A 12,432-nucleotide genomic window follows, 5' to 3' on the forward strand; every position below is an offset into this window, starting at 1 on the left:
AATGAAAGCCCAACTTTCCCGCCGCAATATGCTGGTGGCATCGGCCGCCGGCATGGCGCTGCCGCTGGCCGCCGTTCCCGCCCGCGCGCAGGAAAAAGTCGCGAAAATCGGCATCGCGATTCCTGCCGCCACCCATGGCTGGACCGGCGGTCTGAACTACCATACCGAGCGCACGGTGAAACAGCTTGGCGAAGCCTTCCCGCAGCTTGATTTCGTGGTGACCACCGCCGGCGACGTTCAGGCCCAGGTCAACAATGTCGAAGACCTGATCGCCCAGGGCATCAACGCACTGGTGATCCTGCCGATGGAAAGCGACCCGCTGACCGAGCCGGTCAAAGCCGCCAAGGCACGCGGCATCTTCATCACCGCCGTGGATCGCGGCCTGTCGGAAGAGGGCGTCGAAGACCTTTATGTCGGCGGCAACAACCCGCAATACGGCACCATCGCCGCCAATTACTTCAAGGCGAAGCTTCCCAATGGCGGCAAGATCGTCGTCATGCGCGGCATCCCGACCGCCATCGACAATATCCGCATCGACGCGTTCAACGCCGCCCTGGAAGGCTCGGGGATCGAAGTGCTCGATATGCAATATGCCAACTGGAACCCCGATAAGGGCTTCGAGGTGATGCAGGACTTCCTGACCCGTTTTCCCCAGATCGACGGGGTCTGGGCCGGTGATGATGACGCAGCGCTTGGCGCCAGGGCCGCCATCGAACAGGCCGGTCGCGCCGAGGGCATGAAGCTGCTGGGCGGCTCGGGCATGAACCGGGTGATCAAGCAGATCATGGATGGCGACGCGCTGATCGACGCCGATATCTTCTACCCGCCGACGCTGATCATCCCGGCCATCTCGGTCACCGCCGCGCGCTATGCGGTGCAATCGCCGGTGCATGGCGTCTATACGCTGGACAGCCCGCTGATCACTGCCGAGAACGCGGCGGAATATTACTTCCCCGACAGCCCTTACTAAGCGCCCTTCCGGGCGGGCAGCCGGAAAACGGCAACGGGCGCAGCGGATGCTGCGCCCGTTTGCATGCCCGCCCCGGTGGTTACAAAGACAGCATCCCCATCACCATCGGCGCCAGATTTGCAACGCCAATGACCAGGCCGAGACCGATGAACAGAGCCGCCAGCGCATAGCGGAGCAAACGCGGCCGCCGGATCCTCCTCCACAGAAAATCCGCGATCTCGCCGATAACGAATTCCACCCTGCCCCCCTTGCCTTACACCCATCCGACATGGGCGGGGTTCAGGGCCAGATCAATCCCTGGGCATCACTTCATCAGGAATTCGACCGCCGGGTCCGCGACAAAGCGCCAGTTGCGGCGCGGGCCTGCCATGACGTTGAGGTAGTAAAGCTCGAACCCGTAAGGCGCGCCGCAGGGGTGATGCCCGCGCGGCACCAGCACCACATCGCCATCCTTCACCGCCATCACCTCATCAAACAGCCCGTCATCCGTATAGACGCGCTGAAAGGCGAACCCATCACCGGGGTTCAGACGGTGGTAATAGGTCTCTTCGAGATAGGTGATGCGGGGGAAATCATCCTCGTCATGGCGGTGGCTGGGATAGGAAGACCAGTTGCCCGCAGGCGTATAGACCTCGGTGACCAGGAGACTGTCGCAGACGTCATGCATCTCCATCGCGATATTGTTCACCAGCCGCAGATTGCCGCCCGAACCACGCTCGGTCAGGGTGATGCCATCGGGGCCAAGGCGGCGCGCCGGGTAATTGCCTTTGCCCGGCGCCGCACAGACCGCGATGGTGCAGGCGGTCTCTGCCTCTGCCCGCCAGTCATGCCCTGGCGGCACATAAAGGCTGTGCGGCGGTGTCTTTTCGAACACATTCATCCGCTCGCCAAGGCTCCCCCAGTCCTGGCCGGCAGCGGTGAAAGCCGCCTTGCCCTCGACCATGACAAGGATCACCTCATCGCTGCCGGTGACCTCAGCCGCCACCTCACCCGGCCTGAGCCGGTAGAGCGAGAAGCCGACATAGCGCCAGCCGGCCGAGGCGGGGGTGACCTGATGCACCTTGCCGGTGGTGCCAAAGGGTTTCAGTTGCAAATGGCTCATGGATACGGCTCCTGTCACTGGCACGAGGGCGGCATGGGGGCGGAGGATCAGCCGGCGCTGTCGCGGCGGGCCTGATCCCAGATGTCGCACAGGCGGCCATAGCGCGCCACCATTTCGCGGATCGCGCCCTGATCATCCGTTTTACCGGTCATCCAGCCCCGCGCCACATCGCCAAAGATCGAGCGACCGACCGCAAAGCCCCTGACCAGCGGCTCGGCGGCGGCGACGCGGAAGCTGGCCGCCAGCTCGGCCTCGGGCGCATCAAGGCCAAGGATCACGATGCCGCGCGTATTCGGATCGTTTTCCCCGATGGCGGCGACGGCGTTCTTCCAGGCGGCAGCGGTCTTCATCGGTTCCAGCTTCCACCAGTCGGGATAAATGCCAAGGTCGTAAAAGCGGCGGATGATCGTCGCGGTGGTCATGTCATCGACCGGCGCGACTTTTGAGGGGATCACTTCCAGCAGGAATTCCAGCCGGTTGCGGCGGGCCGCCGCAAAGAGGCGCTGCACGACCGCCTCCTGCGCCGACCAGGTGGCGGCGTCGTCATCCGGGTGACAGAAGCACAGAACCTTGACCACATGATCCAGTGGCCATTCATCAAGACCGCCGAAATCCGGCCCGATCTCGGGTTCCAGCGTCAGCGGGCGCGAACCCGGCCATTCCACCGGCCGCCCGATCCAGAGGCCCGACCCCGCCGCCGCCTGCAGCGCAGTCTTGCCCAGCCGATTGTCGCACAGGATCCCATAGCCCGGGCGATCCGCCTGAACCGCGCGCGCGGCATCGAGGCACAGCGCCTTGAAGGCGCCGATCTTCGCCGGCGTGGCGCCCTCCATCTGTTCCAGCTGCATCCGGTGGTCAAAGGCGAAAACGCGGATGTCTTTCCAGGGATTGCCCCGCGTCTCGCCCCTGAGCGCGCGGCGATTGGTCGACCAGTGGATCTGATCCAGCGCCTGGTCGTTCCTCAGATCGGGGCGCTGCACGCCCCGTTTCAGGAAAAACTCCAGCTCGGCCAGCGAAGGATAGGCCGGGGCGCAGCCATGGCGCGACACCGCGAAAGCCCCGCAGGCATTGGCATATTCCAGCGCTTTCGGCCAGGCCTCATCATCGAGCCAGCCTTTCAGCAGGCCCGACATGAACCCGTCACCGGCGCCCAGCACGTTGAAGACCTCGATCGGGAAGCCCGGGCCGGTCTCGCCCTCATCAAGACTGTCCGGCACCGCGCCGGTAAAGGCCACCGCCCCCGCCGCGCCGCGTTTGCAGACCAGCGTGGCGCGGCTGACCGCCCGCACCGCGCGAAGCGCCGTGATCGTATCGGTCGAGCCGCCGGCGATGTGGAATTCCTCTTCGGTGCCGACGATCAGGTCGAACAGATGCAGCGTCGTCTGCAGCTTTGCCGTCACCTCGGCGCTTTCAACGAAACGGCTTTCCCCGTCGCCATGACCGGCCACGCCCCAGAGGTTCGGGCGGTAGTCGATATCCAGCGCCGTCCGCGCACCATGCTTTCGCGCCAGGGTCAGCGCCTTCAGCACCGCCGCTTCGGTGCGGGGATGCGAGAGATGCGTGCCGGTCGCGACAACCGCGCGGGTATCGGCGATCAGCGCCTCGTCGATATCCTCCTCGCACAGCGCCATATCGGCGCAATTCTCGCGGTAGAAGATCAGCGGGAACTGATGCTCGTCGCGGATCCCCAGCAGAACCAGCGCCGTCAGCCGCTCCGGATCGGTCTTCACACCCGAGACATCGACGCCTTCGCGCGCCAGTTCCTCGCGGATGAAGCGGCCCATATGCTCATCCCCAACCCGGGTGATCAGCGCCGGTCTCAGCCCCAGCCGGGCCGTCCCCACCGCCATATTGGTGGGCGAGCCGCCAACATATTTCTGGAACGAGCCCATATCCTCCAGCCGCCCGCCCACCTGGGCGCCGTAGAGGTCAATCGAAGAGCGACCGATGGTCACCAGATCCAGTTTCTTCGTCATCGCACAAATCCCCTCCCCCGGGGTTACCTCATGGTCTCAGACAGCGACGGGTGTGATCCAGGGCTGATCCGCCGCCTCATGGCTGTCGACAACCGCCTCGACAAAGGCGACACCCTTCACCCCGTCCTGAATCAGCGGCAGATCCTGGCCGATGGGTCCGGGCTGGCGGGTTTCGGCCCGTGCCCGGATCACCTCGGCAAAACCCAGATAAAGGTTCGCGAAGGCCTCCAGATAGCCCTCGGGATGACCCGGAGGCGTGCGGGTCCTGGCCTTCGCCGCCGGGGAGAGATCGCCGGCGCCGCGTTTGATCGTCTGAACGCGCCCCTCCAGCGGCGTCAGGATCAGCTCATTGGGCTGTTCCTGATACCAGGCGAGCGAGCCCTTGCCGCCAAAGACCCGGATCCTGACCCCGTTGGAATTGCCGATGGCGACCTGGCTTGACCATAAAAGCCCACGCGCCCCGCCCTCATAGCGCAGCATCACATGGGCATTGTCATCAAGCGAACGACCGTTCACAAATGTCGCAAGGTCGGCTGTCAGCGATTGCAGCCTCAGCCCGGTGACAAAGCCCGCAAGGTGATAGGCATGGGTGCCGATATCCCCGACAGAGCCGCCACGGCCGTTTTTCTTCGGGTCGGTGCGCCAGGCGGCCTGTTGATTGCCCTGCCCCTCGATCGCGGTCGCCATCCATTCCAGCGGATATTCGACCTGCACCGTCCTGACCGCGCCGATCTCACCCGCCGCCACACGGGCGCGGGCTTCATGCACCATCGGATAGCCCGAATAGGTATAGGTGACGCCGACGAAAACCCCGCGCGCCTTTGCCAGCTCCGCCAGAGCCAGCGCCTCCTCCAGCGTGGCGGTCAGCGGCTTTTCACAGATCACCGCAATGCCGGCCTCGATCAGTGCCTTCGCCATCGGATAATGGGTGAAATTGGGCGTGCAGATCGCCACCGCATCGACGCGGTCCTCGCGCGCAAGTTCCCCTGCGATCAGCTCCTGATATGTGCCATAGCTGCGATCTTCCGCGATGCCCTGCGACAGGGCGAAGACCCGCCCCTTTGCCGGATCCGCATCAAACGCGCCCGCCACCAGGGTCCAGGCCCCATCCAGCCGCGCCGCCAGGCGGTGGATATTGCCGATATAGGCCCCCTCGCCGCCGCCGATCATCCCCAGTCGCAACTGCCGCATCATTCCTCCAGCCCGAGCATCGCCCGGTTGGCTGTCCGACCCGCGCCGGATTTCACGAAATCATCGAAAGCCCGGTCCGAGACGCGGATGATATGGTCTTTGATGAATTGCGCGCCCTCGCGTGCGCCGTCTTCGGGGTTTTTGATAAAGCATTCCCATTCCAGCACCGCCCAGCCGTCAAAGCCGTAAGTCGAGAGCTTTGTGAAAATGGCGCCGAAATCGACCTGACCATCGCCCGGGCTGCGGAAGCGCCCGGCGCGTTTCGACCATGGCATATAGCCGCCATAGGCACCCGATTTGCCATCGGGTCGGAACTCGGCATCCTTCACATGGAAGGTGCGGATGCGGTCATGGTAATGGTCGATGAAGGCGAGATAATCCATGCCCTGCAGGACCAGGTGGCTCGGATCATACATCAGACTGGCGCGGGGATGATTGTTCACCTTGCCAAGGAAATACTCCCAGGAATGCCCGTCATGCAGGTCTTCCATCGGGTGGATTTCATAGCAGACATCGACCCCATGCGCGTCGAAATCATTCAGGATCGGCGTCCAGCGGCGGGCAAGCTCGTCAAACCCCTCGTCGACCAGCCCCTCGGGCCATTGCGGATAGGGGTAGAGATAGGGCCACAAAAGCGCGCCCGAAAAGGTCACATGCCGGTCGATCCCGAACCGCTGCGAGGCCCTTGCCGCAAACCGCAGCTGTTCCTCGGCCCAGGCGCGGCGCTTGCCCGGATTGCCGCGCACATGGGCTGGCGCAAAAGCATCCAGCACCCCGTCATGCGCCGGATGCGCCGCCACCAGCTGGCCGGTGATATGCGAGGCAAACTCGGTGATCTCCAGCCCGTGATCGGCGAGGAGGCCCTTGATCTCGTCGCGATACGCATCCGAGGTCGCGGCCTTTTCCATATCGATCAGCCGCGTCTCCCAGGTCGGGATCTGCACGCCTTTGAAGCCCTTCTCCGCCGCCCAGGCCGCAAGCCCGGGAAGCGTGTTATAGGGCGCCTCGTCAGCGGCGAATTGCGCGAGGAAGACCCCCGGCCCCTTGATGGTGCGCATGGCTCACGCCCCCAGCTTCGCCGCCGGAACCGGCGCGTCGTCATAGCCGCCATAGACCGACTGGTCGAAGGGGATCACCGCGCCGGTCATCATGCCGCCATCGTCGGATGCCATCCACAAAACCGCGCGCGCGACTTCTTTCGGGTCGAGAATGCGACCAAAGGGTTTCCCGGCCGCCGCCCGGTCGATGAAATCCGGGTCGCCGGTTTCCGACAGAACCAGTTTCCGCTCATGGTCCGAATTCATCCAGCCGATATCGAGCTGGTTGATATGGATTTTATGCCGCATCAGCGCGAAACCCGCATGCCGCGTCAGCGTCGAGAGCGCGCCTTTCGAGGTCGAATAGGGCGCAAGGAAGGGCTGCCCCGCCAGGCCCGACATCGAGCCGATATTGACCACGCGGCCTTCGATGCCTTCACGGATCATCACCTTTGCCGCATCCTGGATCAGGAAGAACGGCGCGCGGGTATTGACCGCGATCATGCGGTCAAACAATTCCGGCGAGGTGTTCAGCATATTGCCGCGATCCGTGAGGCCCGCCGCATTCACGAGGATATCGACCCGCCCGAACCGCTTATCCGCCGCCGGGACGATCTTTGCGACATCTTCGGTCTTGCCCAGATCGGCCAGTACCAGCTCCACCGGCACGCCGGTCGCCTCGAAAATCGACTTCGCGACCGCGCGGCCCTTTTCCTCGCCGCGCCCGACGATCACGATCCCCGCCGCGCCGGCCTCGGCAAAGAGCCGGGCAATCGCAGCGCCGAGCCCCTGGGTGCCGCCGGTGACAATCGCGACTTTCCCGTCGATCCGGTTCATTTCGCCACCTCATAACCGGCAGAAGCCATGACGCGCATCAGCTCTTTATGGCCCTTCACCGCCATTTCCAGCGGCGGGGACACCTTCGGATCCTGCTCGGCCTCGACCACGAACCAGCCCTCATAGCCCTTTGCCGCCAGCGCTTTCACGATAGCCTCAAAGTTCAGCGAGCCATCGCCCGGCACGGTGAAAGCGCCCTTGATCACCGCATCAAGGAAGCTTTCCGATCTGCGGTCCAGCCCGTCGATCACCGATTGCCGGATGTCTTTCGTATGGACATGGGTGAAGCGCGCATGGTGGTTCTCGATCACCCGCATCAGATCGCCGCCGGCGAAGGCGAGGTGACCGGCATCAAACAAGAGCGGCACCGAGGAATGTTTCAGGAAGAGATCAATCTCTGCTTCGGTCTCGACCACCGCCGCCATATGGTGGTGATAAGAGATCGGCATCCCCTGTTTGGCGCACCAGTCCGCGAAATCGCTCATCTTGCGGCCGTAAGCGGCCATTTCGGATTCGGTCAGCTTCGCCTTGCTCGAAAGCGGCGCCGAGCGCACGCCCTGGATCGAGCGCGCAGTCTCACCATAGACGATGCAAGGAGCGCTTGCGGCGATGAAGAACGCCATCTGTTCGGCGATCCGGTCCTTCTCGACCTCGATATCGCCATCGACCAGCAGACCCGAGAACCAGCCACCACAGACCGAGATGCCGAAGCGGTCCAGGATGGGCCCAAGCTCCGCCATATCCATCGGGAAACGACGGCCGGTTTCCATGCCCGTAAACCCGGCGACCGAGGCCTGGCGCAGACATTCCTCAAGGCTCACATCATCCGAGAGCTCCGCCAGGTCGTCATTCCACCAGGCGATGGGGGCAATTCCAAGTTTGGCCTTCATCGCATCACACCCCGATACGCTGTTGTTTGCGGATTTTTTCCTGATTGGCCCGCGCGGTGCGGACCGATTCAAAACTGGAGACCTCGGGCACGCCGACATCCCAGTCGGCATCGCCCGGCGTCCAGGTCCAGGCGTCGGTGACAATCGACAAGACCGTCACGCCGTCCTGGGCCTGGGCCCATTCCAGGGCTGCGGGCAGATCTTTGAGGCTTTCGACATGTTTCGCCGCCGCACCCATGGCTTTGGCATGAGCGACGAAATCGACATGCAGCGGATTGTTGCGGTCGCGGATGCGGCAGTCTTTCAACAGGTTGTTGAAGCCCGGCACACCCTTGGCCTGTTGCAGCCGGTTGATCACGGCGTAACCGCCATTGTCGCAGACGATCACGATCATCTTATGGCCGGTCAGCGCCGCCGAATAGATGTCCGAATTCCCCATCATATAGGTGCCGTCGCCCAGCATCACGATGGGCGTGCCGCCGGTTCCCCCCGGGCCTTCCTGCGCCATCGCCGCGCCCCAGCCCGCCGGGATCTCGTACCCCATGCAGGAAAAACCGAACTCACAGTCAAAAGTATGCGGGTCTTTGACACGCCAGCCTTTGACCACCTCGCCCGGCAGACCGCCAGCGGCGGTGACCAGCGTATCGCCCGGACGCGCCGACTGGTTCACCACATTGACGACCTGCTGATAAGACGGCACCGCCGCGTCGGTCGGCGCCTGCAAGCCGTCAAGCAGTTTGTTCCATTCCGCAAAGAGCTTCTTGCCGCGCGGCAGCAGGGCTGCATCGGCCTTCCAGCTGCCAAGCGCCGCGTCGAGCTCCAGAATGCCCTCCTTCGCATCGCCCACAACCGAGAGCGCCCGGTGCTTGATCGCATCGAACCGCGCCGCATTCAGCGAGATGAACTGTGCCGACTTTGAAAACGCCGTCCAGGAGCCGGTGGTGAAATCCTGCAACCGGGTGCCGATGGCGAGGATGACATCCGCCTCCCGCGCCAGCTCATTGGCCGAGGTCGAGCCAAGGATGCCGACCGGCCCCACATGCACCGGATGGTCATGGGTAAAAGCCCCCTTGCCCGCCACGGTCTCAACGACAGGAATGCCGCGTTTGGCGGCGAAATCGGCCAGCGCCTGTTCGGCACGGCTATAGCGCACCCCACCGCCCGAGATGATCAGCGGCAGCTTCGCGCCCTTCAGCACCTCGACAGCAGCGGCCACCGAATCGCGGTCCGGGCGCGGGCGCGGGATCTTCCAGACCTTCGGTTCGAAGAAGACCTCCGGGTAGTCATAGGCCACCTCCTGGGTGTCCTGTGCCAGACCGATGAAAGCAGGCCCGCAATCGGCCGGGTCCAGCATCACCGCTACGGCCTGGGGCAGCGACTGGATGATTTGTTCCGGCAGAACAATGCGATCCCAGTAGCGCACCACCGGCTTGAACGCGTCATTCACGGTGATCGAGGGATTGTTGTAATGCTCGACCTGTTGCAACACCGGGTCCGGGATACGGTTCGCGAATGTATCACCCGCGATCAGCAGCACCGGCAGCCGGTTCGCCATCGCCACACCGGCGGCGGTGATCATATTGGCCGCACCCGGCCCGATCGAGGTTGCCGCAACCATGATCTGACGGCGCTGTTTGGCCTTGGCGAATCCAATCGCAGCCAGCGCCATCGACTGCTCATTCTGGCCGCGCCAGGTCGGAAGCTGATCCTGCACCGTCTCAAGCGCTTCGGACAGACAGGTCACATTGCCATGGCCGAAAATGCCGAAAACACCGGCGAAAAGCGGAACACGCTCGCCGTCAATCTCGGTGAACTGGTTGCAAAGGTAACGAACAAGGGCCTGCGCCATAGTCAGGCGCATAGTGGATCCGGTCATCTCGCCTCCTCCTGCGGATGTATCTTTTCTCAATGCTTACGGAATGCATATTGACAATGCAACATCGTAGCAATGATTATTGCAACAAAGTTGGGGAGGAGACTCAATGCTCAGGGTTGCAGTGATCGGCACTGGCCGAATTGGCCGTATGCATGCCGAAAACATTGCCGCGCATCCGCGTGCGGCGCTGGCCGGTGTGTATGATATTCATACGCCTTCTGCGGCCGAAGTGGCCGAAAAGCTGGGTGTCACCCGCTTTGACTCGGCCGAGGCGCTGATCGCCTCGAAAGAGGTCGATGCCATTCTTATTGCTTCCTCAACCGCGACCCATGCCGATCTGATCGAGGCCTGTGTCGCCGCCGGCAAGCCTGCGCTTTGCGAAAAGCCGATTGATCTGTCGCTGGCCCGCGTCAATGCCTGTGCCGCAAAGATCAAAGGCACTTCCGTTCCGATCATGCTCGGTTTCGTGCGCCGGATGGATAAAGGCCATGCCGGTGTGCAATCCGCCATCGCCTCGGGCCAGATCGGTGATCTGCACCAGGTCATCATCACCTCGCGCGACCCCGATATGGCGCCTGACGCCTATATGGAGGTTTCGGGCGGCATTTTCCGCGACATGACCATCCATGATTTCGACATGGCGCGCTTCATGCTGGGCGAAGATGTGACCGAGGTTTCCGCCACCGGCTCGCGGCTGGTAAAGCCCGGCCTGATGGAGAAGCTGGGTGATTACGACACCGTCACCGTGGTGCTGAAAACGGCATCGGGCAAGCAGGCGATCATCAACAATTCGCGCCGCGCGGTTTACGGCTATGACCAGCGGGTCGAGGCATTCGGCTCGAAAGGCATGGCGATCTCGGAAAACCACGCCATGACCAGAGTGCGTCTCTTCGGCGCCGACTTCACCGAAGCCGCCCCGCCGCTCCTGAACTTCTTCATCGAACGCTATGACGACGCCTTCGCCGCCGAGATCGGCGCCTTTGTCGATGCGGTCGAGAACGGCACCACGCCGCCGATGACATTCGAAGACGGCCGCCAGGCGCTGATCCTGGCCGAAGCCGCGATCAGATCCGTGGCCGAGGGCCGCACCATCCTCACGAAGGACATCGGGTAACCCATGTACGACAATTTCGGCCTTTTCTCGGGCGGCAGCTGGATCTCCGGCGCCGCTGCGGGAGACGTGTATTCTCCGGTCACCGGCGCCTCGCTGGGCAAGGTGGCGCTGGCCTCCGCAGCGCAGACCCGCGCGGCGCTGGATCAGGCGGCGGCCGCTCAGGCAGCGCTGCGCGCCATCGGAGGGTTCGCCCGGGCCGATGCGCTGCACCGTGCAGCGGATGAGATGATCCGCCGCACTGACGAAGGCGCGCGAATGATCAGCCTTGAAACCGGCAAACCCATCGCCCAGGCCGGAAGGGAATGGGTGCTCGCCTGCGACCAGTTCCGCTGGTATGCCGAAGAGGCCCGCCGGATCTATGGCCGCATCGTCGACAGCCGGGTGCCCGGCGGGCGGTTCGAGATCACGCATGAACCAGTCGGAGTGGTCGGCGCCTTCACCGCCTGGAATTTCCCCGCCGCCCTGCCCGCGCGCAAGCTGGCGCCGGCGCTGGCTGCGGGCTGTCCGGTGGTGCTGCGGCCCTCGTCGCAGACACCGGGCGTTGCGATGGTGATCGTCGACTGCCTGCGCGCCGCCGGTCTGCCCGATGGTTCGGTCGGGCTGGTGGTGGGGTCGACCGCAGACACCTATGCGCCGATCATGGCCGATAAACGGGTGCGCAAGGTCTCGCTGACCGGCTCCACCCGCGTGGGTCAGCAGATGATCCGCGACGCGGCGGAAACCGTGAAAAAGGTCTCGATGGAGCTCGGAGGCAATGCGCCCCTGATCATCTTCGATGATGCCGATCTTGAGGCCGCGCTGGATCTGTCGGTGGCCACAAAATACGCCAATGCGGGCCAGGTCTGCGTCACCGCCGACCGTTTCTTCGTGCATGAAAGCCTGCATGACGCCTTTGTCGAGGGCTTCACCGCCCGCGCGGCGAAGATCCGGGTGGGAGACGGGCTTGACCCCGAAACCGGCATGGGCCCGCTGATCAATGCCGGGCGGCTGGCGGAAATCGAAGCCATCGTCGCCGATGCGCTGGCCGCCGGCGCGACGCTGAAACACGGCGGTCGCCGCCCAGCCCATCTCAACACCGGCCATTTCTACGAGCCGACCATCCTCACCGAAGTCACCGATGACATGCGGGTCTTTGCCGAGGAAAACTTCGGCCCCATCGCCGCGATCACCCGGTTCTCGACTGAGGACGAGGTTCTCGCCCGCGCCAATGCCTCGGATATGGGGCTTTCGGCCTATGCCTTCACCCGCTCACCCGAGCGCGCCCGCCGCGTCACCGCAGCGCTGAAATCCGGCATGGTCGGGATCAACAGCTTTGCGCTCGCAGCCTCCGAGGCGCCCTTCGGCGGCACCAACCATTCCGGCATGGGTCGCGAGGGCGGCTCTGAGGGCATCCAGGACTATCTCGACACCAAACTCGCCCAAATCCTGTTCTGACTATT

General features: G+C 63.7%; 11 protein-coding genes. 3 read left to right on the plus strand and 8 right to left on the minus strand.

All coding sequences use genetic code 11. The features are described from left to right. Position 1 precedes the first annotated feature (1 nt). Positions 2–970: a substrate-binding domain-containing protein gene (locus tag DRF71_RS24480; protein ID WP_112313073.1), complete on the plus strand. Its 969-nt coding sequence runs from the start codon at positions 2–4 to the stop codon at positions 968–970. A gap of 79 nt (positions 971–1,049) precedes the next feature. On the opposite strand, the gene DRF71_RS27750 is transcribed toward DRF71_RS24480, so the two are convergent. From DRF71_RS27750 to iolD, 8 genes are all read right to left on the minus strand, one after another. Then, positions 1,050–1,208 carry a hypothetical protein gene (locus tag DRF71_RS27750; protein WP_157971271.1) on the minus strand — a complete coding sequence of 53 codons (159 nt, stop codon included), beginning with the start codon at positions 1,206–1,208 and terminating at the stop codon, positions 1,050–1,052. Between the two features lie 66 nt (positions 1,209–1,274). Then, positions 1,275–2,072, minus strand: coding sequence for a 5-deoxy-glucuronate isomerase (gene iolB, locus DRF71_RS24485; RefSeq protein WP_112313074.1), 798 nt, complete (start codon positions 2,070–2,072; stop codon positions 1,275–1,277). Positions 2,073–2,119: 47 nt separating this feature from the next. Beyond that, on the minus strand, positions 2,120–4,048 hold the full coding sequence (locus tag DRF71_RS24490) for a bifunctional 5-dehydro-2-deoxygluconokinase/5-dehydro-2-deoxyphosphogluconate aldolase (RefSeq protein WP_112313075.1): 1,929 nt from the start codon (positions 4,046–4,048) through the stop codon (positions 2,120–2,122). A 36-nt stretch (positions 4,049–4,084) separates the two neighbouring features. Continuing rightward, entirely contained in the window at positions 4,085–5,218 is a 1,134-nt protein-coding gene (locus DRF71_RS24495; RefSeq protein WP_112313076.1) for a Gfo/Idh/MocA family protein, read from the minus strand. Between the two features lie 20 nt (positions 5,219–5,238). Continuing rightward, a complete protein-coding gene (locus DRF71_RS24500; RefSeq protein WP_112313077.1) occupies positions 5,239–6,297 on the minus strand; it encodes a sugar phosphate isomerase/epimerase family protein in 1,059 nt (352 codons plus the stop codon). Between the two features lie 3 nt (positions 6,298–6,300). Beyond that, positions 6,301–7,113 carry an SDR family oxidoreductase gene (locus tag DRF71_RS24505; protein ID WP_112313078.1) on the minus strand — a complete coding sequence of 271 codons (813 nt, stop codon included), beginning with the start codon at positions 7,111–7,113 and terminating at the stop codon, positions 6,301–6,303. Then, the gene (gene iolE / locus DRF71_RS24510) at positions 7,110–8,003 is read right to left on the minus strand and encodes a myo-inosose-2 dehydratase (protein WP_112313079.1); all 894 of its coding nucleotides are present in this window, start codon (positions 8,001–8,003) and stop codon (positions 7,110–7,112) included. Before iolE ends, DRF71_RS24505 begins: the two co-directional genes overlap by 4 nt. Positions 8,004–8,007: 4 nt before the next feature. Continuing rightward, positions 8,008–9,879, minus strand: coding sequence for a 3D-(3,5/4)-trihydroxycyclohexane-1,2-dione acylhydrolase (decyclizing) (gene iolD / locus DRF71_RS24515; RefSeq protein WP_112313080.1), 1,872 nt, complete (start codon positions 9,877–9,879; stop codon positions 8,008–8,010). A gap of 106 nt (positions 9,880–9,985) precedes the next feature. Here iolD and iolG point away from each other — a divergent pair, with 106 nt between their 5' ends. Together iolG and DRF71_RS24525 are read left to right on the plus strand one after the other, a co-directional pair. Continuing rightward, positions 9,986–10,993, plus strand: coding sequence for an inositol 2-dehydrogenase (iolG, locus tag DRF71_RS24520; RefSeq protein ID WP_112313081.1), 1,008 nt, complete (start codon positions 9,986–9,988; stop codon positions 10,991–10,993). A gap of 3 nt (positions 10,994–10,996) precedes the next feature. Further along, on the plus strand, positions 10,997–12,427 hold the full coding sequence (locus tag DRF71_RS24525) for an NAD-dependent succinate-semialdehyde dehydrogenase (RefSeq protein WP_112313082.1): 1,431 nt from the start codon (positions 10,997–10,999) through the stop codon (positions 12,425–12,427). Positions 12,428–12,432: the final 5 nt, after the last annotated feature.

Origin of the sequence: Pseudogemmobacter bohemicus, from assembly GCF_003290025.1 — a bacterium.
In the GTDB taxonomy this organism is placed as follows: domain Bacteria; phylum Pseudomonadota; class Alphaproteobacteria; order Rhodobacterales; family Rhodobacteraceae; genus Pseudogemmobacter; species Pseudogemmobacter bohemicus.

Excerpts from the sequence above, each read along its gene's own strand:
- DRF71_RS24480 (WP_112313073.1), top strand. The coding sequence starts at position 2 with ATGAAAGCCCAACTTTCCCGCCGCAATATGCTGGTGGCATCGGCCGCC.
- iolB (WP_112313074.1), bottom strand. The coding sequence starts at position 2,072 with ATGAGCCATTTGCAACTGAAACCCTTTGGCACCACCGGCAAGGTGCAT.
- DRF71_RS24490 (WP_112313075.1), bottom strand. The coding sequence starts at position 4,048 with ATGACGAAGAAACTGGATCTGGTGACCATCGGTCGCTCTTCGATTGAC.
- DRF71_RS24495 (WP_112313076.1), bottom strand. The coding sequence starts at position 5,218 with ATGATCGGCGGCGGCGAGGGGGCCTATATCGGCAATATCCACCGCCTG.
- DRF71_RS24500 (WP_112313077.1), bottom strand. The coding sequence starts at position 6,297 with ATGCGCACCATCAAGGGGCCGGGGGTCTTCCTCGCGCAATTCGCCGCT.
- DRF71_RS24505 (WP_112313078.1), bottom strand. The coding sequence starts at position 7,113 with ATGAACCGGATCGACGGGAAAGTCGCGATTGTCACCGGCGGCACCCAG.
- iolE (WP_112313079.1), bottom strand. The coding sequence starts at position 8,003 with ATGAAGGCCAAACTTGGAATTGCCCCCATCGCCTGGTGGAATGACGAC.
- iolD (WP_112313080.1), bottom strand. The coding sequence starts at position 9,879 with ATGACCGGATCCACTATGCGCCTGACTATGGCGCAGGCCCTTGTTCGT.
- iolG (WP_112313081.1), top strand. The coding sequence starts at position 9,986 with ATGCTCAGGGTTGCAGTGATCGGCACTGGCCGAATTGGCCGTATGCAT.
- DRF71_RS24525 (WP_112313082.1), top strand. The coding sequence starts at position 10,997 with ATGTACGACAATTTCGGCCTTTTCTCGGGCGGCAGCTGGATCTCCGGC.